The sequence below is a fragment of the Natronorubrum sediminis genome, assembly GCF_900108095.1.
Taxonomy (GTDB): domain Archaea; phylum Halobacteriota; class Halobacteria; order Halobacteriales; family Natrialbaceae; genus Natronorubrum; species Natronorubrum sediminis.
The window spans coordinates 1,394,481-1,421,350 of record NZ_FNWL01000001.1 but is presented as its reverse complement, the minus strand read 5'-3'; the positions used below and the strand labels follow the sequence as shown (position 1 = coordinate 1,421,350).

At 64.3% G+C, this 26,870-nt stretch carries 24 protein-coding genes; 11 read left to right on the top strand and 13 right to left on the bottom strand.

The genetic code is table 11. From position 1 onward, the window contains the following. Positions 1-62 precede the first annotated feature (62 nt). Positions 63-521, top strand: a complete 459-nt coding sequence (locus tag BLW62_RS06945; protein ID WP_090506299.1) for a RidA family protein — start codon at positions 63-65, stop codon at positions 519-521. A 44-nt stretch (positions 522-565) separates the two neighbouring features. Continuing rightward, positions 566-1,519 carry a D-2-hydroxyacid dehydrogenase gene (locus BLW62_RS06940; protein WP_090506298.1) on the top strand — a complete coding sequence of 318 codons (954 nt, stop codon included), beginning with the start codon at positions 566-568 and terminating at the stop codon, positions 1,517-1,519. 7 nt (positions 1,520-1,526) lie between these two features. Here the strand turns inward: BLW62_RS06940 and BLW62_RS06935 are convergent, their stop codons facing one another. Together BLW62_RS06935 and solA are read right to left on the bottom strand one after the other, a co-directional pair. Further along, on the bottom strand, positions 1,527-2,015 hold the full coding sequence (locus BLW62_RS06935; protein ID WP_090506297.1) for a methyltransferase family protein: 489 nt from the start codon (positions 2,013-2,015) through the stop codon (positions 1,527-1,529). Positions 2,016-2,113: 98 nt separating this feature from the next. Then, the gene (gene solA, locus BLW62_RS06930) at positions 2,114-3,250 is read right to left on the bottom strand and encodes an N-methyl-L-tryptophan oxidase (protein ID WP_090506296.1); all 1,137 of its coding nucleotides are present in this window, start codon (positions 3,248-3,250) and stop codon (positions 2,114-2,116) included. A gap of 113 nt (positions 3,251-3,363) precedes the next feature. On the opposite strand from solA, the gene BLW62_RS06925 reads away from it, so the two are divergent. Then, entirely contained in the window at positions 3,364-3,744 is a 381-nt protein-coding gene (locus BLW62_RS06925) for a VOC family protein (protein ID WP_090506295.1), read from the top strand. A gap of 173 nt (positions 3,745-3,917) precedes the next feature. Then, positions 3,918-5,093 carry an MFS transporter gene (locus BLW62_RS06920; RefSeq protein ID WP_090506294.1) on the top strand — a complete coding sequence of 392 codons (1,176 nt, stop codon included), beginning with the start codon at positions 3,918-3,920 and terminating at the stop codon, positions 5,091-5,093. Positions 5,094-5,681: 588 nt separating this feature from the next. Here BLW62_RS06920 and BLW62_RS06910 read toward each other — a convergent pair. Then, positions 5,682-7,163 carry a CoA-acylating methylmalonate-semialdehyde dehydrogenase gene (locus tag BLW62_RS06910; RefSeq protein WP_090506292.1) on the bottom strand — a complete coding sequence of 494 codons (1,482 nt, stop codon included), beginning with the start codon at positions 7,161-7,163 and terminating at the stop codon, positions 5,682-5,684. A 177-nt stretch (positions 7,164-7,340) separates the two neighbouring features. Between BLW62_RS06910 and BLW62_RS06905 the strand changes: the two genes are divergently transcribed. Then, the gene (locus BLW62_RS06905; protein ID WP_090506291.1) at positions 7,341-8,681 is read left to right on the top strand and encodes an aminotransferase family protein; all 1,341 of its coding nucleotides are present in this window, start codon (positions 7,341-7,343) and stop codon (positions 8,679-8,681) included. A 104-nt stretch (positions 8,682-8,785) separates the two neighbouring features. Further along, positions 8,786-9,286, top strand: coding sequence for an Lrp/AsnC family transcriptional regulator (locus BLW62_RS06900; RefSeq protein ID WP_090506290.1), 501 nt, complete (start codon positions 8,786-8,788; stop codon positions 9,284-9,286). Positions 9,287-9,339: 53 nt separating this feature from the next. On the opposite strand, the gene BLW62_RS06895 is transcribed toward BLW62_RS06900, so the two are convergent. The 6 genes from BLW62_RS06895 to BLW62_RS06870 all read right to left on the bottom strand — a co-directional run bounded on the left by BLW62_RS06895 (position 9,340) and on the right by BLW62_RS06870 (position 16,655). Further along, on the bottom strand, positions 9,340-10,593 hold the full coding sequence (locus BLW62_RS06895) for an MFS transporter (protein ID WP_090506289.1): 1,254 nt from the start codon (positions 10,591-10,593) through the stop codon (positions 9,340-9,342). Between the two features lie 166 nt (positions 10,594-10,759). After that, positions 10,760-12,031, bottom strand: coding sequence for an acyl-CoA dehydrogenase family protein (locus BLW62_RS06890; RefSeq protein WP_217630526.1), 1,272 nt, complete (start codon positions 12,029-12,031; stop codon positions 10,760-10,762). 126 nt (positions 12,032-12,157) lie between these two features. Then, on the bottom strand, positions 12,158-13,906 hold the full coding sequence (locus BLW62_RS06885; protein ID WP_090506288.1) for a CoA-transferase: 1,749 nt from the start codon (positions 13,904-13,906) through the stop codon (positions 12,158-12,160). 24 nt (positions 13,907-13,930) lie between these two features. Then, positions 13,931-14,695 (bottom strand): cysteine dioxygenase family protein, encoded by a 765-nt coding sequence (locus BLW62_RS06880; RefSeq protein ID WP_090506287.1) that lies wholly within the window; start codon positions 14,693-14,695, stop codon positions 13,931-13,933. 73 nt (positions 14,696-14,768) lie between these two features. Continuing rightward, the gene (locus tag BLW62_RS06875) at positions 14,769-15,968 is read right to left on the bottom strand and encodes a threonine synthase (RefSeq protein WP_090506286.1); all 1,200 of its coding nucleotides are present in this window, start codon (positions 15,966-15,968) and stop codon (positions 14,769-14,771) included. 48 nt (positions 15,969-16,016) lie between these two features. Next, complete coding sequence (locus tag BLW62_RS06870; RefSeq protein ID WP_090506285.1) at positions 16,017-16,655, bottom strand: RraA family protein; 639 nt, start codon at positions 16,653-16,655, stop codon at positions 16,017-16,019. 159 nt (positions 16,656-16,814) lie between these two features. Between BLW62_RS06870 and BLW62_RS06865 the strand changes: the two genes are divergently transcribed. Together BLW62_RS06865 and BLW62_RS06860 are read left to right on the top strand one after the other, a co-directional pair. Then, a complete protein-coding gene (locus tag BLW62_RS06865; protein WP_090506284.1) occupies positions 16,815-18,446 on the top strand; it encodes a thiamine pyrophosphate-binding protein in 1,632 nt (543 codons plus the stop codon). 156 nt (positions 18,447-18,602) lie between these two features. Beyond that, positions 18,603-20,069 carry an aldehyde dehydrogenase family protein gene (locus tag BLW62_RS06860; protein ID WP_090506283.1) on the top strand — a complete coding sequence of 489 codons (1,467 nt, stop codon included), beginning with the start codon at positions 18,603-18,605 and terminating at the stop codon, positions 20,067-20,069. A gap of 21 nt (positions 20,070-20,090) precedes the next feature. On the opposite strand, the gene BLW62_RS06855 is transcribed toward BLW62_RS06860, so the two are convergent. From BLW62_RS06855 to BLW62_RS06845, 3 genes are all read right to left on the bottom strand, one after another. Next, a complete protein-coding gene (locus BLW62_RS06855) occupies positions 20,091-20,867 on the bottom strand; it encodes an enoyl-CoA hydratase/isomerase family protein (RefSeq protein WP_090506282.1) in 777 nt (258 codons plus the stop codon). A 111-nt stretch (positions 20,868-20,978) separates the two neighbouring features. Next, on the bottom strand, positions 20,979-21,518 hold the full coding sequence (locus BLW62_RS06850) for a carboxymuconolactone decarboxylase family protein (protein WP_090506281.1): 540 nt from the start codon (positions 21,516-21,518) through the stop codon (positions 20,979-20,981). A 95-nt stretch (positions 21,519-21,613) separates the two neighbouring features. After that, on the bottom strand, positions 21,614-22,390 hold the full coding sequence (locus BLW62_RS06845) for an IclR family transcriptional regulator (RefSeq protein WP_090506460.1): 777 nt from the start codon (positions 22,388-22,390) through the stop codon (positions 21,614-21,616). A 358-nt stretch (positions 22,391-22,748) separates the two neighbouring features. Between BLW62_RS06845 and tcuA the strand changes: the two genes are divergently transcribed. The 3 genes from tcuA to BLW62_RS06830 all read left to right on the top strand — a co-directional run bounded on the left by tcuA (position 22,749) and on the right by BLW62_RS06830 (position 25,416). Then, complete coding sequence (tcuA, locus tag BLW62_RS06840) at positions 22,749-24,164, top strand: FAD-dependent tricarballylate dehydrogenase TcuA (protein WP_090506280.1); 1,416 nt, start codon at positions 22,749-22,751, stop codon at positions 24,162-24,164. Positions 24,165-24,283: 119 nt separating this feature from the next. Further along, positions 24,284-25,075: an SDR family oxidoreductase gene (locus BLW62_RS06835; protein WP_090506279.1), complete on the top strand. Its 792-nt coding sequence runs from the start codon at positions 24,284-24,286 to the stop codon at positions 25,073-25,075. Further along, the gene (locus BLW62_RS06830; protein WP_090506278.1) at positions 25,072-25,416 is read left to right on the top strand and encodes a cupin domain-containing protein; all 345 of its coding nucleotides are present in this window, start codon (positions 25,072-25,074) and stop codon (positions 25,414-25,416) included. Before BLW62_RS06835 ends, BLW62_RS06830 begins: the two co-directional genes overlap by 4 nt. A gap of 44 nt (positions 25,417-25,460) precedes the next feature. Here BLW62_RS06830 and BLW62_RS06825 read toward each other — a convergent pair whose 3' ends face one another. Then, a complete protein-coding gene (locus BLW62_RS06825; protein ID WP_090506277.1) occupies positions 25,461-26,759 on the bottom strand; it encodes a nickel pincer cofactor-dependent isomerase, group 22 in 1,299 nt (432 codons plus the stop codon). Positions 26,760-26,870: the final 111 nt, after the last annotated feature.

The following is a 26,870-nucleotide window of genomic DNA, read 5'->3' as shown; positions in this document are numbered from 1 at the left end:
AATCGGCGACCTCTCCGAAAACTGACGCGCATAGTTATTGGCCGGGTAGACAAACGATACCAATGCACATGCGAAAGACGATCATCGACCCGGACGCCGGAAACGAACTATTGACAGACTCAGACGCCGTCAGCGAAACTGCATACTCGAGGGGCGTCGCGGTCGAATTCGACGGCTACACGCGCGTGTTCCTGTCGGGCGTGACGCCCGTCGAGACGGCGAGCGACTCGATCGAAGCCCAGACCAGAGAGGTTCTCGAGACGATTCAGGCGTTGCTCGAACAACAAGGCGGCGAGATGACCGACGCGGTCCGAATTCGGGTGTTCGTCCAGGACGTGATGGAAGCGGAGTTCGAGACGATCCACGCGGTTCGCGGCGAGTTCTTCGAGCGCGAGCACCTCCCGGCGAGTTCGCTCCTCGAGATCGGCTCGATCGTCCGCGGCAACATCGAAATCGAGATCGAGGCCGTGATCCCGAACTCGGAGTGGACGGTCGACCACGCGCCGTCTCCGCTCTCCTGAGGTGAGCCAGTCAATCTTAACTCGCTGGACCGTGAGGCCAATCCATGGATCCCATCGTCGTGCTCCACACGACAGCACACGGCATTCCGGCCGAGGAGTGTAGCGACCGCCTTCGCGACCGACTGCCAGACGCCGACGTTCGACAGGCGTCCTCGAGACGCGAGGAACGCGAACTCGTTCGCGACGCCGCCGTCGTCGTCGGTCGCGACCTCCGCCCGGAGTTGCTCGAGGCCGCGGAAAACCTCCAACTCTTCGCGTGCTCGTCGGCCGGCGTCGGCCACCTCGACCTCGAGGCGTTCCGCGAGCGGGGAATTGCCGTCACGAACGCGTCGGGCGTCCACGGCCCCAACATCGCCGAGCACGTGATCGGCTGGATACTCATGATCACGCGGCGACTCGACGAGGGGATGCGCCGCCAGGAGCGCCGCGAGTGGCGTCACTTTCAGGCGATGAGCGACTTTCACGACTCGCGCGTCTGCGTGGTCGGCCTCGGCGCGATCGGGCAGGCGATCCTCGAGCGCCTCGAGGGCTTCGGCGTCGAGACGGTCGGCGTTCGATACTCGCCCGAGAAAGGCGGCCCGGCGGACGAGGTCTACGGCTTCGAGGAGATCGAGGAAGCGCTGGTCGACGTCGACTATCTCGTGCTCGCCTGTCCGTTGACCGACGAGACGCGCGGGTTGATCGGCGCCGCCGAGTTGGAAACGCTGCCACCCCACGCCGTCCTCGTGAACGTCGGCCGCGGCCCGCTGGTCGACACCGACGAACTGCTGTCGGCGCTTCGTAACGAGGGTCTCCACGCCGCCGCACTCGACGTGACCGACCCCGAACCGCTCCCCGAAGACCACCCGTTGTGGGGTCTCGGCAACGTCTACATCACGCCGCACAACTCCGGCTACACGCCGGCGTACTGGGATCGCGTCGCGGACATCCTCGTCGAAAACCTCGAGCGAATCGACGAGGAGGGGCCGGACGCCGACCTCGAGAATCAGGTCGCCTGAGGGGAGCTTACTGACGCGAAAACCACCGTGGGACCTGTTCTCGATACTGCTCGTACGCGTCGCCGTGTTTCTCGGCCAGGTGTGGCTCCTCGTACCGGATGACTCTGTTGTGGAACCCGATCCAGCAGCCGGCGGCCCACCAGCAGATCGAGACGGATCGCCGTCGAAGCGCTTGCCCGACGATCACGAGGAGGACGCCGACGTACATCGGATTCCGCGTTCGAGCGTAGACGCCGCTCGTAACCAACTCGTCGGGTTCGTCACTCGGCGACGGCGTTCCGTCCCCCTCCGCGAGGAACTCGTGGGCTGTGTGCAGGTACAACAGGATCCCCGAGACGAGCGAAAGCGCTCCGACCGCGTCGGCGACGCTCGAGTCTATCGGCAGTTTCGGGTGCGGTCGCCACCTCGTGAGGAGTTGTGGAACCGCGACGGCGACCGTTCCGGGAACGAGGATCGTGAACAGTACTGTTTTCGCTGCCGTGCGAAAGGATGTCATACTCGTCGTCTTCACGCTGTGTCACTATGAACGTGTGTGCTCGTCGCACAGTAGTGAGCGCGAGCACGAGCGTGAGCGCTGAACTCACTCGAGTCAGTTCACGCCAGTCGGGTTCCCAATCGGTGTACGTCGATCGGCTGGTCGGTCTCCCCGTCGGTCACAAAGTCGGCCAGCACCTCGCCGACGACGCTGGTGAACTTGAACCCGTGACCGGTGAATCCGGCGGCGATCGAGACCTGCGGGTACTCCGGGTGCGTGTCGAGGTAGAAGTGACCGTCGAGCGAGCGAGTGACGATGCAGGTTGCGAGACGCAGCGTCGGCCCGTCCCCGTTCGGGAAGCGATTCGCGGACAACTTCCTGAGTCGCTGCTCGTCCTCGAGCGTCGGCTCGTCGGCCCAGTCGTCGGGGTCGATCGATTCGGGCTGGGCGGGGGTGCGCCCGAACTTGAATCCCGGCCGGTCGGCCACGGGAAAGCCGTAGAACTTCCCTTCGGGCACGTCGACGCTGAACACCGGGAAGGAGTCGGGGGCGAACTGCGCCGGCGTTTCCGGCTGGAGCCAGCACATCACCCGCCGCTGAGGTGAGAGCGCGTCCTCGAGCACCGGGAGCTGATTCGCGGCCCACGCGCCGGCGGCGACGACGAGGTGGTCTGCTTCGTAGGTTCCTCGATCCGTCCGCACCTCGACGCCCGATTCGCGAGGCTTCCACTCGAGGACCCGCTCTCGAGCCCGGACGGTCGCGCCGTGTTCGTGAGCGAGGCGAACGTGCGTCGAAATCGCCCGTTCGCACGCCAGAAATCCGCCGTCAGGCTGGTAGACGCCCCGGTGGTCGTCGGGAAGCTTGTACCCGGGGAAGCGCTGGTTTATGGCGTCCCCCGAGAGCACCTCGTGGGGGAGGTCGTGTGTCTCACAGGAATTGACGGCGTCTGCGACGTGTAAGCCGCCGGCGGGACCGGCGTGAATCGAACCCGTCTGGGTCAGGAGGTCGGCTCCGGACTCCGCCTCGAGCTCCCGCCAGAGTGTCTGCGCGCGTTCTGCCAGCGGGACGTACGACGGATGTTCGGGCTGTGTGAGCCGAAATATTCGAGTGTCGCCGTGGGACGATCCGTGACTGTGTGGAACGTCGTAGCGTTCGATGCCGAGCACGTCGACGCCGCGTTTGGCCAGGTGATAGACGGCGCCACTGCCCATTCCGCCGACGCCGAGTACGATCGCGTCGTAGGACCCTCGAGTCATAGGCGTAACGGACGAGCGGGGATCCCAAAGGCATTCCGTTGGCGGAAGTCGAACGGACTCTCGACGACGAAGCGGACAGCCACGCTTTTGTACTGCCATTGAGTGTCTCAGCCATGGACGTGTTACACACTGCCGTGTGGATCGACGACGTGGACTCGGTGATGGAGTTTTACTGCGAGGGCCTCGACCTCGAGCAGACGCGCGATTTCGTCGGCAACGACGGCGTGACGAACTACTACGTACAGGGAGAAGGCGAGAGCGAGATCCAGTTCAAACACGACGCCGACCGCGATCTCGCCCTCGAGCCCTCGGGGATCGACCACATCGCGATCGGCGTCGACGACGTCGAATCGACGCTCGAGCAACTCGTCGAGGGCTACGGCAGCGAGGTGGTTGACGGCCCGCGACGGATCGAACGCTCGAATTTGCTGATCGCGTTCGTGACCGATCCGTCGGGCTACGTCGTCGAGTTGATCGAATCGTTGGACGAGTGAGGCACACCGGTGAATTTTGAGGCGACGAGAGGCGAACCATCGCGCCGTCGCTGTGTTGCAGGTACCAGTACACTCTTGGTCCGTTCGGCTCAGTGGCAAGTGAACAGTCGGTTCGAAATGATGGTGGCTTCGAATTCAGGAGTAGCCGTCCGCGCTCGTGGGATCCGCGATCGATGAGGCGCTGGCGCTATCGGAACACGGTCCTCGCTCTCTGTACGCTCGCGTTCTTCGTGACGATGTTCGCTCGGGTCGCGATCAGCCCGGTCGTCCCGCAGATCATCGCGGCGTTCGAGGTCTCGAACACGGCGATCGGAGCCGCGCTGACGGGCATGTGGGTCGCGTACGGCTTGGTCCAGTTTCCGAGTGGCGTCGTCGGCGACCGCTTCGGCGAGCGCGTCGTCATCCTGACGGCGCTCGGCGGGACCGCCGTCGCGTGTTTGCTCATCGCCGGCGCACCCGTTTTCGTCGTATTCGTGGCCGCGACGGTCGTCCTCGGCGCGTTCGCCGGACTCCACTACAGCGTCGCGACGACGCTCCTCTCGCGCATTCACGACAACGTCGGGACGGCCGTCGGCATCCACAACTCCGGTGCGACGATCGCCGGATTGGTCGCGCCCGGAATCGTTACGTGGCTCACCGTCGCCTTCGGCTGGCGAGTCGCACTCGCCTCCACGGCGGTTGTCGCCACCGCAGCGTTCGTCCTCTTTTACGTACTCGTCGACCCGACCGAACCTCAGCGACCGTCGATTTCGATGCGCGAGCAGTTCGACTTTCACGCACTCGCCGAGGTGCTCTCGCGCCCGGCGATCACGTTCATGGTCCTCGTCGCCATCGTCGGTGAGTTCGTCTGGCAGGGAGCCGCGTCGTTCCTACCGGTGTTTCTCATCGAGCACCGAGAGTACTCCTCCTCGCTCGCAGCAGTCGGCTTCTCGGCGTACTTCGTCTCCCAGGGGTTCGCACAGGTCGGCGTCGGCTGGGTCTCCGATCGCTTCGGTCGCGACCTCGCGACTGCCGGGTGTTTCCTGCTCGGTGCGATCGGCCTCGCGCTCCTCGTCGCTGGTCCCGGGCTCACCGCGGCGGCGTTAGGGATACTGCTCTTAGGCGTCGGCATGAGTTTCGAGGCCCCGCTCTTGCCGCGAATTCTCTCGAGGTTATCCGAGGCCGAACGGGGAACGGGCTTTGGACTCATCCGAACGGTGTACGTGCTCACCGCCTCCGTCGGCTCGCTCGTCGTCGGGTTCACCGCCGACGTGTTCGGCTGGGGCGTCTCGTTTGGCCTCCTCGCCGTGTTGCTGACGCTCGTCTTCGTGTCGTTCGTTCTCACCTGGGTGTTTTCGATCGACGTCTGAGGAGTACTCGAGGAGACGCGTGGAACTCACTCCGCGGTCAGTTCGGTCGAATCTGGTTCGGAAAACGCTGATGGCAGAGAGTGTGGCTCGACGATGACCAACCGGGAACGAGTTCGATCATCCACAGTGAGGACGTCTGCAATCGACGTTCTCGTGACGTCGGCAGACCGATCCCGGGTGGCAAACGAGTAGCCGTTGAGGTGCCCGTCGATCAAGCGTCGTCTCGGGCCGCTTACAGGCCGCTGGACGCCGTTTCGTGGCGTCAGGCGTGATCGGGATGGACGCGTATTCGAGCCGACACACGCGTCCGAACGCCCGCGTTCGAGACTTGCACTCGAGTGCTGGCTCACCAGTCACGGGTCGTCGCGTCGGATCTTGGCTGTCAATATCACCCATGGTTCTCGACGTTATAGGTGTTGTGGCCGAGAGCGTCGTCGATTCTCGGTAGTGACGGCTCTCGACAAAATCGACCGCACTACGAACCGTCCGCCGCGAAAGTGATGGCAGGAGTCGTTTCGGCCAAACACGAACGGTGTGTATATCGTCGTCACCGCCTCCCTCGAGTCGAGAGGGCCGTACTGGGACGCCTTAGGCGTCCGGCCAGCGCTCGATATAGACCGCCTTGTCGGTGTAGAAGTGGATCATGTCCTCGCCCTGAGCGTGCAGGTCGCCGAAGAACGAGTCCTTCCAGCCGCCGAAGTGGAAGAACGCCATCGGCGCTGAGGTGCCGACGTTGACGCCGAGGTTACCGATCTCACCCTCGTGTCGGAACTTGCGGGCGTCCGCACCGCTTCCGGTGAACAGACTCGCCGCGTTGCCGAACCGACTGCGGTTCATCCGCTCGATCGCGTCGTCAACCGAGTCGACCGAGGCCAGCCCGAGGACCGGGCCGAAGATCTCCTCTTGAGAGATGGTCATCTCTTCGCTGACGTCGCCGAACACCGTCGGTGCGAGGAAGTTTCCGTCCTCGTGACCGTCGATCTCTGTATCGCGGCCGTCGAGCAGTACCGTTGCACCCTCTTCGACGCCGGTGTCGATGTAGTCTCGAACGCGCTGTTCGTGTTCCTCGCTGATGAGCGCGCCAATGTCGGTCTCCTCGTTGAGACCGTTGCCGACGACCTGCGAGGCCGTCTCTTCGACGACCAGGTCGGTGAACTCCTCGTAGACGCCGTCTTCGACCAGGACGATGTCGTTCGCGAGACAGCGCTCGCCCGCACAGGCACACGCCGAGGAGACCGTCTTCTCCGCGGCGAACTCGAGATCAGCCGTCTCGGTGACGATGATGTGGTTCTTCGCGCCACCCTGGGCCTGCACGCGTTTGCCGTTCGCCGCCGCGCGCTCGTAGATGAGCTTCGCGACCGGCGTCGAGCCGACGAACGAGATGCCCTCGACGCCCTCGTGGTCGATGAGGCCGTTGACCGTGTCAACGCCGCCGTTGACCAGTTGGACGACGCCGTCTGGGAAGCCCGCCTCGTCGATCAGTTCGAACAGCCGGGTCGCGACGAGTGGGTTCTGCTCGCTGGGCTTGAGAATGAAGCTGTTTCCGGTCGCGACCGCGTAGGGAAGGAACCACAGGGGGATCATTCCCGGGAAGTTAAACGGCGTGATCGCGGCGAAGACGCCCAGTGGCTTGCGAACCGCGCTCTCGTCGATCTCTGGGGCAGCGTTGAGCAGCGACCCCGACTGCATCATCGAGGGAATGCCACAGGCGACCTCGACGTTCTCGATCCCGCGTCGGAGTTCGCCGCGGGCCTCCGCGAGCGTCTTTCCGTGATCTTGGACGAGAATTTCTGCGAGTTCGTCCTGGTGTTCCTCGAGCAGCGTCTTGAGCTTGAATAGCGGCTGAATTCGCTCTTCGACGGGTGCCTGGGACCACTCTTCGAATGCCTCGTTGCCGGCTCGGACTGCCTCGTCGATGTCCGATTCGGAACTGAACGTGACCGAGCCGAGTGGCTCCGTCGTCGCCGGGTTCGAAAGCGCCTGTTCGTCGTCGCCGGTTGGCGTCTGCCACGCCCCGTCAACGTAGTTTTCGACCGCCTCGGTGCCGTCGGGTTCGCGCAAGTCGACCATACGGGGTATCATCTCGACGAGGAAATAAAGACTTCGGTGCGAATGTACGATATTCTACCTAACGTAGATATCTGGGGAAGTTGTCTCAATATTAGTCCCAAATCTAGACAGCAGACTACATATTCGCTCCCTCCTCGAAAAGACTAAGAGACCAGTGAACGATTGCAGTGATATCCCATGACAGACTCGACTCGATCGACGGACGAAGACGGTCGCACCGACGTCGAAGCACTCGACAAGGAGTACGTCTTCGGCACGTGGTCCTACCAGAACGAAGTCGATCCGACGGAGGTCGTCGGCGGCGACGGCGTCCGATTCACCGACGCACACGGCACCGAGTACCTCGACCTCTCCGGACAGCTCATGTGTTCGAACCTCGGCCACTCGGCCGACGCCGTCGCCGACGCGATGGCAGAACAGGCCCAGAAGGGGGCGTATTTCGCACCAGGCTTCGCGACCGAGGCTCGAGCGCGCCTCGGCGAGAAACTCGCCGAAGTCACCCCCGGAAACCTCTCGAAGACGTTCTTCTCGACGAGCGGAACGGAGGCCGTCGAGGCGGCCATCAAGATCGCTCGCATGTACACGGGCAAGCAGAAGATCATCTCTCGCTATCGCTCCTACCACGGCGCGACCGCCGGCTCGATCAGCGTCACCGGCGACCCGCGACGCCTGAAGGCCGAACCCGGCATCCCGGGTACGATCAAGGCTCCTGACCCCTACGCCTACGGCTCGACGCTCGATCCCATGGAGAGTCTCGACTACATTGAAGAGATGCTCATGCTCGAGGGCGATACGGTGGCCGCCGTCCTCGTCGAGCCGATCGTCGGCTCGAACGGCATCCTCGTCCCGCCCGAGGAGTACCTGCCGCGGCTCAAGGAGATCGCTCACGAGCACGGCGCGCTCTTGATCTGTGACGAGGTCATGGCCGGCTTCGGGCGCACCGGCGAGTGGTTCGGCTGTGACGTCTTCGACGTGACGCCGGACATTATGACGATGGCGAAGGGTCTCTCCGGTGCGTACGCGCCACTGGGCGCGACGATCGTCACCGACGAAATCGCCGACCACTTCGAAGACGAGATGTTCTGTCACGGCCACACGTACGCGGGCCACCCCGTCGCCTGTGCCGCCGGCCTCGCCGCCGTCGAATCCTACCAGGAACAGAACCTGATCGAACACGCGAGCGATGTCGGCGCGTACCTCGGCGACCGACTCGAGGAACTCGCCGAGTCCCACCCGAGCGTGGGCGACACCCGTGGTGTCGGCCTCTTCCGGGGCATCGAGTTGACGAAGAGCGAGGACGAACGCGTCCCATTCGGCGAACGCTCGGACAAGATCTCGACGGGTTCGACCGTGGTGGACGAGGTCGCCGACGCGGCCGCCGCAGACGGCGTCTACGTCGCGAACATGATCAACACGTTGATCATCGCGCCGCCGCTGCCGATCACCGAATCCGACGTCGACGACGCGATCGACGTCCTCGACGACGCGCTCGAGGTCTCCGACGCGGCGATGGACTGAGACGGGCTCCCGTGTCGATTTCCCGGAAACTCACGTCTCGAGGCTCGAGTCCTGTGTTTGAAACGACACGCAAATATAGCCCGGCCCGACAACTGTCGTATTAAATGAATCCCGATCTCGACGAAACCGATCTCAAAATCCTCGAGGCCGTCGAGGACGACTACGAGCGAAGCCTCGAGGAACTCGCGGAAGAGCTCGATATCTCGAAATCGACGATCCACTATCGGCTCAACAAACTCAAAGAGAACGACGTGATCTCGACGCCCTCCGTCTCGATCGATCCGAACGCGCTCGGATTGAACATGTTGCTCATCACCGAAGTTTCAGTCTCTCACGAGCGGGGCTACGCGGACGATATCGGCGACCAACTCGCCGATATCGACGGCATCGTCGACGTCTACTACACGATGGGCGACGTCGACTTCGTCATCCTCGCTCGCGTCCAGGATCGCGACCAGATGAACACGCTCATCGACGACGTGATCGCGATCGAGGGCGTCAACGAAACGTCGTCACGGTTCGTCATGCAGGAAGTCGAAACCAACGCCGATCTCATGGGGACGATGTCCGAGGAGATGCGCGAGAACGTCCTCGACGCCGAGTAACGAGACGCCGCGAACGGTAGCGTAAGAGAATCTCCTCGTTTCGTTCTCCCTCGTCAGTCGATCACCATCAGCGCCACGAACAGCGCCGCGAGCACGACGCTGACGCCGGCAATCGCGGGAAACGCCGCGACGATCCCCCACTGCGTCGAGAGCGCGCCGAACAGCGCCGGCCCGCTCGCGCTTCCGAGGGCCGAACCGGTCTGGATGACGCCGAAGAGCCCGCCGCTCGAGGTCGCCTCGGCGTGTTCGGAGACGAGCGCGTTCTTCACCGGGTAGCTCGCGTACATCATCACGCCGATGATCGAGAACCAGACGACGAGCACGGCGAGGAGAAGCCCGAACGGCACGCCGTCGACGAGTGGCGTGACGAGCAGGGTCGCCGCGACGAGGACGGCGGTGGCGACCGAGGCGGCGATCCCGAGTCGCTTGCGGTCGAACCGGTCGGCGAGGTCTCCCGCCCACAGCGAGGAGAGGCTTCCGCCGACCAGCAGGGCGAAAAACGCCACGTTGCCGATCGTCGCGGACGTTCCCGTCTCGGCGGTGATGTACGACGTCGTGTAGGTCTGGATCGCCCGATGTTGCATCGAGAGCACGAGCGTGACGAAAAACAGGAGGACGATTCCTCTCGTCAGCGGAACGTCGAGGACCCCCTTCGCGGCACGTATCGTCTCGCCAACCGACGTAGGTCGACCACCGTCCGCTCGAGTCGCTCGCGTCGTTCCCGGTTCGTCGTCTGGAAACACCCGCATGATGTACACCGTGACAGCGAACCCGACGACGAGCGCGCCGGCGAGTGCGACTCGCCAGCCCGCGACCGCTGCGAGCCCGCCGACGACGAGGGGCGAGGACATCGTCCCGAGCGCGCCGCCGAAGCCGAAGACGCCCATCGCCTTGCCCTCGGTTTCGCTCCCCTCGACGTCGCTGATGAGCGACATGCCGGTGGGGTGGACGGTGCTGCCGCCGATGCCGGCGACGGTCTGTGCGAGAAGCAATACTTCGTAGGTCGGCGCGGCGGTCGCGAGCACGATGCCCGCGGACATCCCGAGGAGGCCGGCGACGAACATGCGCTTTTTCCCGACCCAATCGGCGACGATCCCCGCGGGAAGCTGGAAGATCGAGTACATGACGAAGAAGACGGTGACCAACACGCCTGCCTGTCCGTACGTGATACCCAGATCGGAGACCAGGAGTGGAATAATCGGTGGGATAACGATGGAGAAGAACTCGTTGACCCCGTGGCCAGCCGTCACCGGGGCGACGACCGTCGGTCGGTCGACCTCGGTAACCCGTCGAAGCGAACCCAACATGTTGCTCGAGCGTTCACTCGAGCGTTACTAAAAGCAACCGGTTACCCCACCCATCGTCCGGTTCAGCGCCAGCTGAGCGAGTCGATCGGTTCGACACTGATCGGACGAGGCGATCGATCCAGCACCGGCTATGCGAACCGATCGGGTCCTCATCTCGGTCGGAGACTCACTCGAGGGGAAGCGGATCCGGGTCCTCGTAGCCGTTGAGCAGGTTTCGCGCGATCGTCTTCAGGTGGATCTCTGAGGGGCCTTCGCCGATTCGGCGGACGCGGGCTTCCCGCAGCCACCGCTCGAGGGGGAGGTCGGCGTCGACGCCGGCACCGCCGTGGATCTGGACCATTCGGTCGAGGACGGTCCAGAGCGACTCGGTGGTCTGGTACTTGGTGATCGAGGACTCGTGACGGATGTCCTCGCCGTCGTCGAATTGCTGGGCCGCGTGGTAGACGGAGTACTTCGCCGCCTGGTAGTCGACGGCGGATTTGGCGATCTTCCACTGGATCGCCTGCCGGTCGGCGAGGGGCTTCCCGCCGACGGTTCTGTCGTTGGCCCACTCGATGCCCAGCCGGATCGACTGATCGATCGGGCCCAGCGAGTTCGCCGCGTAGAGCACTCGAGACTCGCCAAGACACTCCTTCGCGAGTCCCAGCCCGGAGCCGACCTCGCCGAGGACGTTCTCCGCCGGAACGCGAACGTCGTTGAGCGTCACCTCGAAGGGGTACTCCGGCCGGATAACCGGAATCGATCGCATCGAGACGCCGTCGTCGTCTGCCGGGACGAGGAATGCGGTGATGCCGTGGTCGGAGATGTCGTCGCCCTTCGGTTCCGTTCGCGCGAAGAGAATCAGGAAGTCGGCGTCGCCCGCCCACGAGATGTAGTGTTTGGTTCCGTCGATAACCCACTCCTCACCCTCTTTCGTCGCCAGCGTCTCCATTCCGCGCGGGTCCGAACCCGCCGCGGGCTCCGTCAGCGCGAAACAGCTCTGCTTCTCGCCGTCGATACACGGCTGGAAGAAACGCTCGATCTGGTCCTCGTTCGCCGCCCCGAGGTACGCAGAGGGCTCACCGACCGTCAGGCCGGGGCCGAGTTCGATCACGCCGAGTCCGGGCTGATAGAGGCCGAGTCGGTGCTTCGAGAGTTCCTCGAGGACGACGCAGCGCTCGACGAGGCTGAGTCCCCCGCCGCCGTACTCCTCGGGAACGCCCATCGCCCAGAAGCCGGCGTCCTTCGCCTTCTGCCTGAGTCGCTCTCGGTCGTCTTCGGGAATCTTAATCGGGTGTGGCCGAACGTTGTCGGTCAGTTCCGGGTTCTCCGGCTCGAGGTCGTGATATCGGTCGATGTCGTCAGCGAGTTCGGTGAGTATCGGCCGAAACTCCTCGTCGACGAAGCGCCGGATCTCCCGGCGAAGCATCGTCGTCTCTGGTGAGAGGTCGAGCTCCATTGTGGTGCAATCGCCGGGACATTTGCGAGAAGTTCGCATAAGTGTTGGGGTGTTCACACGGTGCACCCCGATACCTTCGAGCGAATTTCTGAGGTCGGGCGAATTCCACCGTCGCCGCTCGGCACCTCACTCGAGGGCCGAGAGCGTCTCGAATCCGGACCGACGGACACGGGTGGGATCGACGCGCTCGAGGGCCTCGAGTTCCTCGTCAGTCGGAAGCGGCGTCTCGTCGACCTCACTCGAGGCGAAGCGCACGTCCCACCCCGTTCGCTCGCGGATCTCCTCGCGAGAGACGCCGGGATGGATCGAGACGACCTGCAACTCACCGTCGCGGCGCTCGAACTCACACAGCGGCGTCACGAGGTAGGTGAGGTTCCCCTCCGCGGTCGTGAAGTCGACCTCGGCGGGGAGCGAGCGGGCGCGGTGCTCGGTTCGCCAGGCCCAGGCCTCCTCGACGAGGGGGAGCAGCGAGCCCGCACCGCCGCCGCCGCCGAACTTGACCGTCGGATCCGCCCACGAGCCCGCGACGGTGTTGTTGAGCCGGCCGCGCCGGTCGACCTGTGCCCCGCCGACGAACATCACGTCGACGCCCCCACGCGCCGCCAGATCGAACGCCTCGGGCGAGGAAAAGTGCGCCGGCGCTCCCTCGAGCAGCCGCGCGTCTTCCGTCGAGAGCGGCGTTTCGGCGGGTGATCCGTTCATCGCTCCCGACGCGCTCAGATGGGTGGTTCCGGCCCGCTCGCGCGCCGCCCGGAGGGCGACCGTCGGCAGCGGCGAGGCGAACCCCTGAAACGCGACCGAGATTTCCTCGAGTCGTCGAGCGATTGCGACGGTCATGACCTCGGCGATCGTACAGTCGATAGCGGGTTCCGGATCGTGCCGGTGATCGCTCGAGGCTGCGTTGCTCGAGGCCGTCTCGCTCGTCACTGCACCGCTCGAGTCCGTCGTCCTCGACTCCGCTTCGATCGAGCCGCCGTCGTCGACCCCACCATCGCTCGAAACTGCGGACTGACGGGCCGACCACTCGAGTACCTCCCGTCGGTCGGCGACGGCACGGTCGCGATAGTGGTCTTCGTCCGGGCCGACGTACTTGCTGAGGTAGGCCTCGAGATCGCCCGAACTCGCGGCCTCGAGATACTGCTCGAGGTGTTCGCGGTCGTAGTCGTAGCTGCCCGGACAGCTACAGGGGTGGGCACCGTCGGGTACCTCGGCGACGGCGTCGACCAGCACCCCCGGCACGTCAGTCGAGCCGGGATCGTCCGTGAACGCGTCGGCGTCGACCACTCGCTCCGCGGTGACGAAGACCCGATCCGCCGCCTTCGCGACGAGGTTTTCGGTGAGGTCCGCGCCGTCAAAGCGAGCGTTACCGTCGGTGTCGACTTCCGTCGCGTGAATCACGGCGATATCCGGCTCGACCCGCCGAACCGCGTACGTCGACTCGCCGGTGAACGGGTCCGTCGCCTCCGCGAGGTAGTCGTCTCCGATCTCGAGGAGGTCGCTCCCGTCTAATCCGGCGATCGGGAGGAAGGGAACGCCCTGCATCGCGGCGCGCAACGCCGTCGCGACGGTGTAACACGTCCCCTCTCGAGCCTCGAGCGTGCCGTCTTCGATCGCTCGCCGGGTGTTCGGCGCGAGGCCGAACGCCTCGAAGCCGACGTAGCCGTAGCACGCTGCCTCGAGTTGTCCCGTTCCGGCGAGCAGGTCGATATCCATCGAGTTCGCGAGCCCAATCGGGACGAGATCCGAGACGTCCGCTCGGACTAACTCGCGGACGAACGCCATCGGCGCTCGGTGTAACGTTTTGCCGCCGAACGCGATCGTCGAACCGTCCTCGACGCGAGCGACGAGGCGAGAGAGGTCGACCACGTCGGTCATGGGGCGTCTCCGAGTGTGTGCGAGCTACTCATTTGCGGTGTGTTCGATCGAGTGTTCGCCCTGATCGTGGCTGTGTCCGCCCTCTCCGTGGCTGTGTGCGTGTCCGTGTCCGCCGTGTCCGTGGCCGACTTCCGGCGGCCCGCGGACGTCCTCGCACTCGACGTTGCTGTAGCCCGACTGGAACAGTTCGACGTCGTTGTCGTCGGCACAGAAGGCGTGGCGCTCGATACAGCCCACGTCGGCCCCGAGCAGGTGGACGCTGACGCTCGGTTCGTCCGAGGTCGTCTCCACCGAGTGGATGTCGTTGTTCGGCGGCTCGAGCCGGTAGAAGTCGCCCCGGCCGTTGTCCTCGGTCCGCAGGTGCTCGAGTTCCGCGTCACCTTCGTGGCCGCCGTCGTCGACGCGGCGGTAGAACTCCTCGCGCTGGGTCCCGCCGTAGATGCCGACGAGCCCCCACGCGAGGTGGTCGTGGATGGGCGTCTCCGCACCCGGCGGGAGCACGAGCGTGAACAGGGCGAGTTTTTCTCCGAACCGATAGAGCAGCCACTGGGCGATATCGCTTCCCATGTCGCCCTTGTCTTCCATGTCGTCGGGCGTCAGGTGCTGGTAGCGTTCGGGCAGCCAGCCGTCCTCCATGAGGAGTTCTTCGAAGGGCTCCTCGAGGGCGTCGAGCAGTGCCGGGACCTCCTCGTGTTCGTCCGCGGTGGCGTGGACGGTGTCGACGAACTCGCGGATGCGGTCGTTCTCGTGGAAAAATTCTGGATCTGGTTGCTGATCAGGATCGCTCATCTAGTTCGTGCGTATCGATACCGCGGGCCATAACAGTTTGCCCGGAGTGTCACTCCAGCCGGAAGACCAATCTTTAGTCGTCCCCGAATGCAGCGAGTCGCTCCTCGAGCCCCTCGATGTCGACGAGGTCGGCGGATCCGGAGCCGAGGTGGTCGGTGAGTCCCGTCCCGGTCGTGACGGCGACAACGTCGTCGCTCGCGTCGATCTCACCCGCGTCGACCAGTCGTCGAATCCCCGCCAGCGCGGTCGCCGACGACGCTTCGACGCTGAGGCCGGCCTCCCCGGCGAGGGTCCGTTGAGCCTCTAGGATTTCCGGATCCTCGAGCCCGACGGCCGCGCCGTCCGTCTCGTCGATCGCGGCGAGGGCGCGCGTCCCGCTCGGCGGATCGGGATTGCCGATCGAGTAGGCGACCGTCTCGCCGCGTTCGACCCGCGACACCTCGTTCGCACCCTGCTCGTACGCCTCGGCGATCGGTGCGCTGGCCGCGGCCTGCACGGCGTACAGTCGAGGTACGTCCGCGAGAACGCCGGCGGACTCGAGTTCGCGAAGCGCCTTCCAGACCCCGCTGAAATGACCGCCACTGCTTGTCGGCACGACGATGGCGTCGGGCGCGTCGGGCGCGAACGACTCGCAGATCTCGAGGGCCGTCGTCTTCTGGCCCTCGACGCGAAGCGCCACGTCGGAGTTCAGGAAGGCGATGTTTCGCTCGGGACCGATCTCGAGGGTCCGCTCGTAGAGTCGGCCGTAGTCGCCCGCGACCCGGAGTACCGTCGGATCGAACTGCGAGATCGTCTCGAGGCGGCTCTCCGGGATGTCCTCGGGGACGAGTACGACACAGGGCAGCCCCGCCGCGGCGGCGTAGGCGGACGTGCTGATCGCCATGTTTCCGTGGGAGACGGTGCCGACGGCGTCGACGGCCTCATCGAGTTCGTCGCCAGCCTGCAGCGCCGCGAGGCCGAGCGCACTGCCGCGGTCTTTGAACGAGCCGGTTGGATTACCTCCCTCGATCTTGAGGTGGACGCGAGCGCCGGCGAACGCGTCGAGCGACGGCTCGCGAACGAGTGGCGTTCCGCCCGCTGCCTCGAAGAGCCCGTCGGGCGGGCTTACGGGGAGCAGCGATTCGTAGCGCCACATTCCGGGTGCGTCGGTCACGTCGTCCCACTCGAACGACGCCGCGTCGGTCTCGAGCCAGAGCGCTTCGCCACAGGAACAACGAGCGACGAGGCCTGTTTCGCGCGAGCCACAGGCGTAACAGCGACGAGCCGCGCTCATACGATCACCCGTGAAGTCGCGAGGATCGCTCGGAGCGCGGCCAGCGGCTCAGAACTCGTGGTCATCGTCCTCGAGGTCGGCGACGGTCGCGCCGGCGTCGATTTTCTCTTCGATGGTCGACTCCTCAGAACGGATTTCGGCCACAGTGTCGGCGACCTCGGCGGCGCTCTCGGCGGGCACGACGACGACGCCGGTTCCGTCCGCGACGATGACGTCGTCGGCCGAGACGGCGACGCCGCCGATGTCGATCGTTCCGCCGACTTCCTCGACGGTCAGTCGCCGCTGGCCGGTTTTCGGCGTCGGCGCGCGACCGAAGACGGGAAACGTCCCCGACCGAATATCCGGGACGTCGCGGTAGCCCCCGTCGACGACCACGCCTTCGACGTCCGCGCGTTCAGCGAGTACGGAGGCGTTTCCACCCCAACACGAGAGCTCCGGGCCGACGCCGTCGATGGCGAGGACGCGGTCCGAACGCAGTTCCTCGAGCAAGGCGTAGGGGAAGTTCGTCTGCGACCCCGGGTTCGAGACGGGCTCGAACCGGAGCGTGTGGGCCCGCCCGACCGCTTTCTGTGACGGATCGACCGCGCCGATTTCGGTCGCGACGCCGTCGATTCCGTACTGGTCCAGCGCGTCGGACACGATACTCGAGTCGACAGTCCTGAACGTCCCGATGACCTCCGAATCCATATGCCACCATCTCTCACGGACAGACACATAATTGCTCGCACGGATCGCCCGTCGTGTTCGGATTCTCCTTCGACACGGCTGCTATCGATGTAATTCGCGTGGGTCCGTGCCAAAATCACAAACCGAAACGATAAGACCGGCGGGGTGTTTGCTCGAGCCATGGACGTTGCTAGCACGGGGAGTGCGTACATCCTCGATGCACTCGCTGCGGAGGGAATCGACACGCTGTTCGGCGTCATCGGCGAAGGTAACGCGCACCTGCTCGACGCAGTCAACGATCGGGATATCGAGTTCCAGCAGGCTCGTCACGAACAAGCCGGCGTCACGATGGCCGACGGCGCTGCGCGCACGAAACAGGGCGTCACCGCCTGCACGCTAACTCACGGCCCGGGGGTGACGAACGGCGCGACCGGTATCGCCGCTGCCGACCGCGACAATATCCCAATGGTGATCCTCGTCGGGGACACGAGTATCGAGGGGCGGGAGACCTCGCTTCAGTATCTGGACCATCCGACGTTCGCCTCGCCGATCTCGGTCTACCAGACGCGAATCGAAACGCCGTCGACGATTCCCGAGGTCCTCGAGCGGGCGTTCGATCGCGCGCGAACCCGAAGCGGCCCCGTCTTGGTCGAAGTGCCGGCGGATGTCCAGGAGGGCGAGGCACCCGACGAGGAGTACACGCCGAGCGAACGGCCACGACAGCGGGTGCGGCCCGACGAACGCCACGTCGAAGCGGCGGCGTCGTTGCTCGACGACGCGGATCATCCCGTCATTCTTGCGGGCGGGGGAGCGGTTCGGTCCGACGCTGGGAGTGAAATTGCAACGCTCGCCGAACACGTCGGCGCACCGGTCGCGACCACGTACTTCGGTCGCTCGCTCCTCGACGAAGCGCACCCGATGGTCAGTGGCATCGCGGGCACGTTCATGTCGCCGGCGAACGACGACCTCCTCTGGGACGCCGACGTGGCAGTCGTCGTCGGTGCTCGACTGTCCGGGAAGACGACCCGTTACGGCGAGTTGTACGCCGACGCCGACGTAATCCAGATCGACATCGAAGAGGAGTCGATCGGGACCCACCAGGAGCCCGCGATCGGAATCCGCGCCGACGCGCGAGAAACCGTCGCCGACCTTATCCACCGCTGCGAGACGGATCCGGAGCGAGCCTCCCGCGTCGCCCAGACCATCGAACGGGCACCCTCGCCGTGGGCCGACGGCTTCGAGGAGCGACCCGACCAGATCGACCCCCGCGAGTTCACCCTCGAGCTCGCAGCGCGCGTCCCGGACGACGCGATTCTCACCGTCGGTTCGGGGAACAACACCGGTTTTCCCGCCGTCTTCCACGAACTCGGCGAAGACGCCTCGATGCTGATCAACGGCAACTTCGGGACGATGGGCTACTCGCTTCCCGCCGCGTTGGGGGCGAAGGCGGCCGCACCGGATCGCCCCGTCGTCTGTTACACCGGTGACGGCGCACTCATTCAGGTGATTCAGGAGATCGAAACGGCCGTCCGCCTCGAGTTGCCACTGCTCATCGCCGTCTTCAACGACAGCAGCTACGGAATTATCCGCCACCGCCAGAACCTCGTTCACGACCGCGAGACGGGCAGCACGTACGACAGCCCCGACTTCGTCGACATCGCCGAAGGATTCGGCGCGAACGGTGCCGTGATTCGTTCGGCGGACGACCTCTCGGTCGTCGAAGAGTACTACGACGCAGACCCCGACGTCCCGCTCGTGCTGGACGCCCGCACGATCCCCGAGGTTTCGCGTCCGGGCTTCCCGCCGTACTGATCCCCTCCTATCGAGTATCGATTGGTCATCGCCGACCTCGGCTCGTCGCCACCGTTCTCCCCCGTTCTTATCGAGTCTCGTCGTCGATTCGACAATACCGTGTTCGACAGGCGTTGGTGCAAAATACTAATCAGCACTCGAGCGTACGTCTGATACATGGCGACACACAACGAAACCGCTCGCGATCAGTACGGCCTGTTCATCGACGGGACCGAAAGTCAGTCGGCATCCGGAGAGACGATTTCGGTCGTCGACCCCGCGACGGAGGAATCGTTCACGTCGATCCAGGCCGGATCGGGGTCTGACGTCGACCGGGCGGTCGACGCCGCACTCGAGGCCCAGACCGAGTGGTACGGACTCCAACCTGCCGAGCGAGGACGGATACTGCGTCGAACGGCGGATCTCATCGCCGACCGACGTGAGGAACTCGCGCGATTGTTGACCCGCGAGAACGGCAAACCGATCTCGCAGGCGCGGACGGAAATCGACGCCGCCAGTCGGTACTTCGAGTACTATTCGGGGATGGCGGACAAAATTCAGGGAGAGACGATCCCCCTCGGTCGCGAGTACGTCGACTATACGATTCAGGAACCACTCGGCGTTACCGGCCACATCATCCCCTGGAACTTTCCGGCGGCTATCTTCGGCCGGACCGTTGCCCCCGCGCTCACTGCCGGCAACGCCGTCGTCGTCAAACCGGCGGAACAGACGCCGCTGACGGCACTCGTCCTCGCCGAAATTCTCGACGAGGCAGGCGCTCCTTCCGGGACGGTCAACGTCGTCACGGGATACGGCGTCGACGCCGGCGAACCGCTGACGGAACACGAAGACGTCAGTTGCGTCGCGTTCACGGGCTCCGTCGAGACCGGCAAGGCGGTCGCAGCTGCTGCGGGCCGACAGCTCACGCCCGCCCACATCGAAGCCGGCGGCAAGAACCCGAACGTCGTCTTCCCGGACGCCGACCTCGAGCAAGCCGTCGAGCAGACGCTCATCTCGATTTTCACGCGTAACGCGGGACAGGTCTGTTCGGCCGGCGACCGCCTGATCGTCCACGAGGATATTCGCGAGGCGTTCCTCGAGCGACTCGTCGACGCGGTGGAGTCACTCGAGGTCGGCACCGGCCTCGACGATCCGGACATCGGCCCACTCGTCTCCCAAGCCCAGTACGAGACGGTCAGCGAGTACATCGAAATCGGCTCGAGCGAGGTTGGCGAGCCGATCGTCGGCGGTGCTCCCGACGAAACGGAGGAAGGGTACTTCGTCGAGCCGACGGTCTTCGACGGCGCGAGCAACGACGACCGAATCAGTCAGGAGGAGATTTTCGGTCCCGTCCTCACCGTGATCCCGTTCAGTACTGAGGAAGAAGCGATCGAACTCGCAAACGACAGCGAGTACGGCCTCACGGCGGGTATTTTCACCCACGACCTCGAGCGCGCCCACCGGTTCGCCCGCGACGTCGTCGCCGGGCAGGTGTACGTCAACGAGTGGTTCGCCGGCGGCGTCGAGACGCCATTCGGCGGCTTCCGTGAGAGCGGCTTCGGTCGCGAGAAGGGCCTCGAGGCCGTAGAGCAGTTCACGGCGACGAAGAACGTCGGGCTGAAGATCGGCGACCGCCCGTCGTAGTCGTCACAGCCGTTCGCGCGCTTATTTTCCGTCGAACTCAGGCTCTCGCCCCTCGAGGAAGGCCTCGGCACCCTCCTTCTGGTCGTCCGTTGCGAACAGGAGCGCGCTCGCGAGGCGCTCGAAGTCGAGTCCAGCCTCGATATTCAGACTTCGATCCATAGCCTCTTTGGCCAGTTGCTGGGCGATCGGTGCTCTCGAGGCGAGTTGCGTCGCCAGCTTCCTGACTTCGTCGTCGAACGCCTCGTCGGGGTAGACGTGATTTGCGAGTCCGATTTCGTCCGCTTCGTCGGCGTCGACGGTCCGTCCGGTGAGGATCAACTCTCGAGCGAGGCCGGACCCGATGGCGTGGACCAGCCGTTGCGTCCCGCCGCCGCCCGGAATGATTCCGATGGTAATCTCGGGGAGGCCGAACACCGCGTCGGGGGTCGCGAGCCGAATGTCACAGGCGAGTGCGATCTCGGTCCCGCCGCCGAGGGCATAGCCATCGACCGCGGCAATCGTCGGCTTCGGCACGTCGGCCACATAGTTGTACAGCGCCTGTCCGTGCGTCTCGCCGTACTCGAGGCCGTCGACGAGGTCGTATTCGGAGAAGGCCTCGATGTCGCCGCCCGCGATGAACGAGCCCTCGCCGGCCCCTCGGAGCACGATCGCTCGCACGTCGTCGTCGTCGACGGCGGTTTCGAACGCCGCTCGGAGCTCTTTTCGGGTCTCGACGTTCATCGAATTGCGCTTCTCGGGTCGGTTGACGGTGATCGTCGCGATCTGCTCGCGTCGCTCGAGGAGCACTCGGTCGCTCATGTACTCGGGGTTCGAGTCAGTCTCGTATAATACTTCGTTCCTCGCTCACACGTTATTTCCGCTCACACGTCGCGGCCCTCGAACGCTTCCCGCCGCCCGATTCGTTTCGGGCTACTCGCCCTCGAGATTCCAGCCGACGAACGAGTCCTCGAGTGGCACCTCGAGCGCGCTCAGGAACCGGGCCGTCGCGAGGTAGTGCGTAGCGAGCAGCGTGATGCCGACGATTTCCGTCGGCTCGAACCATTCCGAGAGGACCGCGAATCGGTCGTCGTCGACCTCGTCGCGGACGACGGCCTCGACGTAGTGGAGTAGTGCGCTCACCCGTTCGTCGAACCGGTCTCGGTCCTTGTCGGCAATGGCGAGGATCTCGTCGTCCGAGACGCCGTTTTCCCGGGCGATCGGGACGTGCTGGTGCCACTCGTAGACCGCCTCGAGTTCGCGAGCGATCGTGAGGATGCAGCGCTCGAGGTCGTCTGCCTCGAGGCCGCCGTCGGACCAGAGTGTCGTCCCGTAGCGCATGTACGATTGCAACGCATCGGGGTTGTTCGCCATCGCACAGAGGAGGTTGCGTTCGCCCAACGCGTCCTCGCCGAGGAGATACTGGTAGTCGTCCGGGAGGTCGTCTTGTCGCCTGAGTGGAACACGTGCCATACAGTGGGCTCGACACCGGTACCCTTGAATGACACTGATACTCCGTCGACACTCGCTCGGAGTTCGTTTCATCGACTTCTGAAAGCAGTAGTCCGCTACTGGTAGACGATGTCGAGTTCGATTTCGTTGCAGACGCCGAGAATGGTACTCGGTAGTTCGTCGGTGAAGTAATCGCCGCTCATCCGGTGGGCAGGCCCCGAGACGCTGATCGAACCGACCACGGTGCCGTCCTGTCGTTTGACCGGCGCAGCGACCGCTCGTAAACCCTTAATATGTTCCTCATAGTTGAACGCACAGCCGTGGTCACGAATCTCCTCGAGGTGCTCGTGGAGTTCGTCCCGTTCAGTGATGGTGTTTGGCGTGAGCTTCGGGAGATCGATCGATTCGATGATCGCCTCGGATTCCGATTCGGGCATGAACGCCAGTAACGACTTTCCGGACGCGGTTGCGTGTAACATTTTCCGGCGTCGGCCGAGTCGGCTGCCGGTGCTCACGGCGTTATCGCCCATCGCAATCCGGATGAAGACGCACTTCCCGTGTTCTTCGCCGACGAATTGGACCCGTTCGCCGGTTCGCTCTGCGAGCGCTTCGATTCGTGGCTCGACGAGGCTGTACACCTCGTCGCGGTTTTTGACGTACTCGCCGAGATCCATGAATCGGAGGCTTAGATTGTAGATGTCTCCCTCTTTGACTAGATAGCCACACTGCTCGAGCGTCTCCATGTGGTTGTAGACCGTGCTCTTGGGCCACGTGAGTTCGTTCGCGACCTCCGTTACGCGCCCCCCATCGAGGCCCTGGAGGGTCTCGATGATCGCCAACGTCTTCGTGACGGACTTCACCTCGGTCGCGTTTTCCTCGCTATCCTGTTGCATGAGTGGTGTGTACACACTACGCCCATGTAAAGTACACTATTGCCGAACACCGACGTTATAGATTTCCTAGGAGTCAAATTCGGATCTATCGACTCGCTCCCCGCGACCTATCTGTTACAGACGTATGCTCGTAATGTTTTAGCGACGTTCGGTTGAGTGGTACCGACAACCAACAGTGATGATGTCGAATGTCTTCATCTGTGTACTCTGTTCGCAGACGCCGTCAATTCTGTTCACCATCACGGGACTTTATATGGGGGCGCACTCGTTCGACGTGGAGCCTCGATACGAACGATGTTGTCACAACGAGAGTGGTGACAATCGGCACCACTAAGCACCCGTCCGCAGATGCTAGACGATGGCACCCATGGATCAGGAAGCCTACGACGTCGTTATCGTCGGGTGTGGCATCGCTGGACTGACTGCCGGATTGCGCGCCACGGAACAGGACTACTCGGTCGCGATTCTCGAGAAAGCGCCGAAAGCGAATCGTGGCGGCCACACACGCTTTACCGAGTCGTTTCGCATCCCGACGGCCGATATCGACCTCGAGGACGTCGAATTCAACGTCGAGGACTACTCGAGCGCCGACTTCTACTCGGACATCATGAACGTGACCCACTACCGGGCCGACGACGACCTCGCCTCGGTCGTCACGAGCGAGGCTGCGTCGATGTTCGAGTGGTTGACCGGCCACGGCCTCGAGTGGGAGTACGACGCCCCACATCCGGGATACACCGCTGGCCGGGTCTGGCTCGACGGTGCCGAGATGATCGCCGATATCGTGGACGTTCTCGAGGCCGAAGGCGTCGACATCTTCTACCGGGCTGACGCTCGTGGGGTCCTACGAGCCGACGACGGCTCCGTCTCCGGCGTCGAGGCCTTCGTGGACGGCCAGCGAACGGAGTTTTCCGCCGACGCGACGATTCTCGCGGCGGGCGACTACGGCTCGAGCACCGAGAAGCGAACGCGCTACTACGGCCCCGGCTACGGCAACATGAAGGTCCGCGGCAGCCGGTACAACACCGGCGAGGTCATCGAGGCGGCGATGGACGTTGGCGCGAAATCCGCCGGCGAGTTCGGCGACGCGCACATGGCCCTGATCGACGCCGGCTCGCCCGACGTCGAGGGCGGAATCACCCGCATCGACGGCTATCAGTACGGCCTGATTCTCAATCACGACGGGGAGCGCTTCGTCGACGAAGGACAAGACGCACGCGCACACACCTACGCCAAGTTCGGTCGGCGAATCTTCGAACAGCCCCACCACGAGGCGTTCATCGTCGTCGATTCGACCGTCGTCGACGACGTGGCTCACATGGGTCCCTCTCGAGCGATTCAGGCCGATTCACTCGAGGGACTCGTTCGTCGCCTCGACATCGCGAACGTCGAGCGCGCCGTCGAGACGATTCGAGCGTACAACGAGGCCTGCGACCCCGACGCGAGCGACCGCTACGACCCGAACGTCCTCGACGGCAACGCGACCGACGGCCTCGAGTTACCGAAGTCGAACTGGGCGCTTCCCCTCGAGGAGCCACCGTACACCGGCTACCCCGTCACCGGCGGCATGACGTTCGGCTTCGGCGGCGTCGCGATCACCCCCGACGCCGAAGTGCTCGACACGACCGACACCGTGATTCCGGGGCTGTACGCCGCCGGAAACGTCACGGGCGGATTGTTCTACAACAACTATCCGGGCGGTACCGGCCTCACCAACGCCGCCGTCTTCGGGAAAGTCGCGGCCGAATCCGTGGCCGAGTACCTCGAGTCCTGACGAGCACGTAGAGTTAATTACAACTACATGACACGAAGACGGCTCCGCGTTTGCGGGGGCTCGCTGCTCTTGTACGCGACAGCAATCTTTTTTATAATGTCCTCTCGCAGTATGACGTGATGGACTTACAGATCCATGGTAACACGGCACTCGTAACGGCGTCGTCGAGTGGACTCGGCAAGGCATCGGCGAAGGCGCTCGCTCGAGAGGGCGTCAACGTCGTCATCAACGGCCGCGACGAGGCCCAACTCGAGGAGGCCAAATCGGAGGTCGAAGATGTCGCGACCGGCGAGGTCGTCGCCCAACCAGGCGACCTCACCGACGAAGACGACATCGAAGCACTCGTTCAGACGACCGTCGACGAGTTCGGCGGACTCGACCACCTCGTGACGAGCGCGGGCGGCCCGCCTTCCGGCCCGTTCCTCGAGACCGACGACGAGGACTGGTACCAGGCCTACGACCTGCTCGTGATGAGCGTCGTCAGGCTTGCTCGCGAGGCCGAACCCCACCTTCGGGAGGGTGACGGCGGCACCATCGTCAACATCACCTCCCGAAGCGTCAAGGAGGCCATCGACAGCCTCGTCCTCTCGAACTCGGTTCGCATGAGCGTCATCGGCCTCGAGAAGACGCTCTCGAAGGAGTTCGCGCCGGACATCCGCGCCAACGCCGTTCTTCCCGGCCCACACGAGACGGCTCGGATCAAAGAACTCGTCGAGCAGGCCGTCGACCGCGGCGAGTACGACAGCTACGAGGAAGGTCTCGAGGCCCGCGGTTCGGGCATCCCGGTCGGTCGGATCGGCGACCCGATGGAACTCGGCAACACCGTCGCGTTCCTCTCCTCGCCGGAATCCGGCTTCATCAACGGCGTATCGGTGCCGATCGACGGCGGCTCGGGGGCGTCGAACCTATGAAGCCGGTCGACTTCGACACCGCGGAGACGTACGAACCCGACGAGGGCTGGCGACGAGTCTCGATGGCCGGCAGCGACCAGTTCAGCTTCGAGTGGTTCGAGAAGCCGCCGGGTCACAGTTCGCCGATGCACGACCACGAAAACGAGCAGGTGTGTCTCTGTCTCGAGGGCGAACTCACGATTTACACCGAAGACGACGAGGTAACCCTCCAGAAGAACGACTCGGTGTTGCTCGAGTCCTGGGAGGAACACCGCGTGGAGAACACGGGAGACGAACGCGCCGTGGGACTGGACGTGTTCGCCCCGGGGCGTTCGTTCGACTTCTGGACCGACCGCGAGTAACGAACGTCGCCACCAACTTCTGCTTCGTTCGATCGCCTGCCGTCTCACTCCGAGACGAACGCTCTCGTGCCGTCTTCGAACTCGAGTCGTTCGCGCTCGAGGACGGTCACGTCGTCGGAAATTTCCTCGAGCAGAGCGGGTGAGACGTGCATCTCGGAGAGCTCGGTAGTGTTCTCGATCCACGCGATTGTCACGGTCTCGGGGTCGTAGCCGCCGAGCGCCGAGAGGGAAGTTCGAATCGCGAGTTCGTCGTCCGGGGCGACGACGGGGAGTTGTGCCTTCGACAGCGAGCCGCTGGTCAGCGCGTTCGCGTAGGTCTTCTGGAGGTCGAGTTGCTCGATCGCGTCACGTCGCGTGATGTCGCTCAGACCGATGCCGTTACCGTTCCCCTTCGTCCTCTCCGTGAGTCCGCGGGCGTAGATGAGGTCGATCGCGGGCGTCTCCGGATCGGGGGCGTTGAGCACCTGATACCGGCCGATGACGTTCGTGTCCATGCCGGCGCCGGAGATTTCCTTGCCGATCTCGTCGACGACGAGCAAGTCGAGGTCGTCCGTCGGTAACGTCGCCATCTCCGCTCTCGCCCGTGCGAGTAACTCGGGCTCTCGCTGCTCGAACGCCGAGGCCGAGACGCCCTCGATGTGTGCCGTCTCCTCGTCGAAGTTCTCGACGAGTGCGATCCCGCCGAGCAGTGGCGTCTCCTCCCTGACGACGGAGAGCAGGGCCTCCATCGTCTCGACGTAGCCGTGTCGAATCGCCGTCGAGTGAAACGACTTCGCGCCGGGTTGCTTCCCGAGGCCGACGACGCTCATCTTGCACAGGCCGCTCTCGAGTTTCCCCGTGAAGTTCGTGTGGGGTTTGACTCGGTTGAGGACCACCACGCCGTCGGCCTCGCGAGCGACGCTCGAGAACGAAACCGTCGTCTCCGTCCCGCCGACGGTCACCTCGCCGAGTTCGTCGACGGCCATGTCGGCGTCGATGGGCGCGCCGACGCTCGACTCCGTGACGCCGAGGGCCTCGAGGAGTTCGAGTTGGCCCTCGGACGTCGCTCCGCCGTGACTGCCCATCGCGGGGACGACGAGGGGCTTGAGGTCTCGTGTCTGCAGCGCCGAGACGATTTCCTCGACGTAGGCTTCGAGGTGGTGAATGCCGCGACTGCCGACGCCGACGGCGACGGTCGAACCGGCCTCGAGGTCGTCGAGGGGCAGTTCGTCGAGTTCCGAACGGATCGTCTCGAGGGGGTCGGAGACGGTTTCGGCCGACGGTTCGTAGGCCACCCGAACGAACGGCGGCAGCGGTTGTGGGTCGATCAGGTCGTCCACGTGGGCTCGAGTGGGAAACTCCATGAGTTCGGTGTCTACGTGCGACGTTCACGCGCGTTCGTTAAAACAGTGCCGTCGGTTCGGACGCGGGTTCGACAGTTCGAACCCGCATACGGCTCGCCGATCGTCGTGTCG

Coding starts and splice junctions, on each gene's coding strand:
- BLW62_RS06945 (WP_090506299.1), top strand. CDS start 63: ATGCACATGCGAAAGACGATCATCGACCCGGACGCCGGAAACGAACTA.
- BLW62_RS06940 (WP_090506298.1), top strand. CDS start 566: ATGGATCCCATCGTCGTGCTCCACACGACAGCACACGGCATTCCGGCC.
- BLW62_RS06935 (WP_090506297.1), bottom strand. CDS start 2,015: ATGACATCCTTTCGCACGGCAGCGAAAACAGTACTGTTCACGATCCTC.
- solA (WP_090506296.1), bottom strand. CDS start 3,250: ATGACTCGAGGGTCCTACGACGCGATCGTACTCGGCGTCGGCGGAATG.
- BLW62_RS06925 (WP_090506295.1), top strand. CDS start 3,364: ATGGACGTGTTACACACTGCCGTGTGGATCGACGACGTGGACTCGGTG.
- BLW62_RS06920 (WP_090506294.1), top strand. CDS start 3,918: ATGAGGCGCTGGCGCTATCGGAACACGGTCCTCGCTCTCTGTACGCTC.
- BLW62_RS06910 (WP_090506292.1), bottom strand. CDS start 7,163: ATGGTCGACTTGCGCGAACCCGACGGCACCGAGGCGGTCGAAAACTAC.
- BLW62_RS06905 (WP_090506291.1), top strand. CDS start 7,341: ATGACAGACTCGACTCGATCGACGGACGAAGACGGTCGCACCGACGTC.
- BLW62_RS06900 (WP_090506290.1), top strand. CDS start 8,786: ATGAATCCCGATCTCGACGAAACCGATCTCAAAATCCTCGAGGCCGTC.
- BLW62_RS06895 (WP_090506289.1), bottom strand. CDS start 10,593: ATGTTGGGTTCGCTTCGACGGGTTACCGAGGTCGACCGACCGACGGTC.
- BLW62_RS06890 (WP_217630526.1), bottom strand. CDS start 12,031: ATGGAGCTCGACCTCTCACCAGAGACGACGATGCTTCGCCGGGAGATC.
- BLW62_RS06885 (WP_090506288.1), bottom strand. CDS start 13,906: ATGACCGACGTGGTCGACCTCTCTCGCCTCGTCGCTCGCGTCGAGGAC.
- BLW62_RS06880 (WP_090506287.1), bottom strand. CDS start 14,695: ATGAGCGATCCTGATCAGCAACCAGATCCAGAATTTTTCCACGAGAAC.
- BLW62_RS06875 (WP_090506286.1), bottom strand. CDS start 15,968: ATGAGCGCGGCTCGTCGCTGTTACGCCTGTGGCTCGCGCGAAACAGGC.
- BLW62_RS06870 (WP_090506285.1), bottom strand. CDS start 16,655: ATGGATTCGGAGGTCATCGGGACGTTCAGGACTGTCGACTCGAGTATC.
- BLW62_RS06865 (WP_090506284.1), top strand. CDS start 16,815: ATGGACGTTGCTAGCACGGGGAGTGCGTACATCCTCGATGCACTCGCT.
- BLW62_RS06860 (WP_090506283.1), top strand. CDS start 18,603: ATGGCGACACACAACGAAACCGCTCGCGATCAGTACGGCCTGTTCATC.
- BLW62_RS06855 (WP_090506282.1), bottom strand. CDS start 20,867: ATGAGCGACCGAGTGCTCCTCGAGCGACGCGAGCAGATCGCGACGATC.
- BLW62_RS06850 (WP_090506281.1), bottom strand. CDS start 21,518: ATGGCACGTGTTCCACTCAGGCGACAAGACGACCTCCCGGACGACTAC.
- BLW62_RS06845 (WP_090506460.1), bottom strand. CDS start 22,390: ATGCAACAGGATAGCGAGGAAAACGCGACCGAGGTGAAGTCCGTCACG.
- tcuA (WP_090506280.1), top strand. CDS start 22,749: ATGGCACCCATGGATCAGGAAGCCTACGACGTCGTTATCGTCGGGTGT.
- BLW62_RS06835 (WP_090506279.1), top strand. CDS start 24,284: ATGGACTTACAGATCCATGGTAACACGGCACTCGTAACGGCGTCGTCG.
- BLW62_RS06830 (WP_090506278.1), top strand. CDS start 25,072: ATGAAGCCGGTCGACTTCGACACCGCGGAGACGTACGAACCCGACGAG.
- BLW62_RS06825 (WP_090506277.1), bottom strand. CDS start 26,759: ATGGAGTTTCCCACTCGAGCCCACGTGGACGACCTGATCGACCCACAA.